The organism is Anaerococcus sp. HMSC075B03 (assembly GCF_001815585.1).
Lineage (GTDB): Bacteria > Bacillota > Clostridia > Tissierellales > Peptoniphilaceae > Anaerococcus > Anaerococcus vaginalis.
The window spans coordinates 1-231 of sequence record NZ_KV821218.1 but is presented as its reverse complement, the minus strand read 5'-3'; the positions used below and the strand labels follow the sequence as shown (position 1 = coordinate 231).

Genomic DNA, 231 nt, shown 5'->3' with positions numbered 1-231 from the left:
GAAAACTTTGAAAAATTATGAAAGATTTCTTTGAAATCTTTCACCCCTCGATTATGGGCTTGGTGGAGATGAAGAGATTCGAACTCTTGACCCCCTGCGTGCAAGGCAGGTGCTCTCCCAACTGAGCTACACCCCCATGTAACCTTTAATTTTACTACAAAGTTTACTTCGTTCCAAACAAAGTTTTTTTAAATTTTCTTTGGTAAAAGTCAGCGTACCGACTTTTTACTC

At 39.0% G+C, this 231-nt stretch carries 1 tRNA gene; it reads right to left on the bottom strand.

From position 1 onward, the window contains the following. Positions 1 to 60 precede the first annotated feature (60 nt). Positions 61 to 136 (bottom strand) — tRNA-Ala (locus HMPREF3045_RS09030). Between the last annotated feature and the right edge of the window lie 95 nt (positions 137 to 231).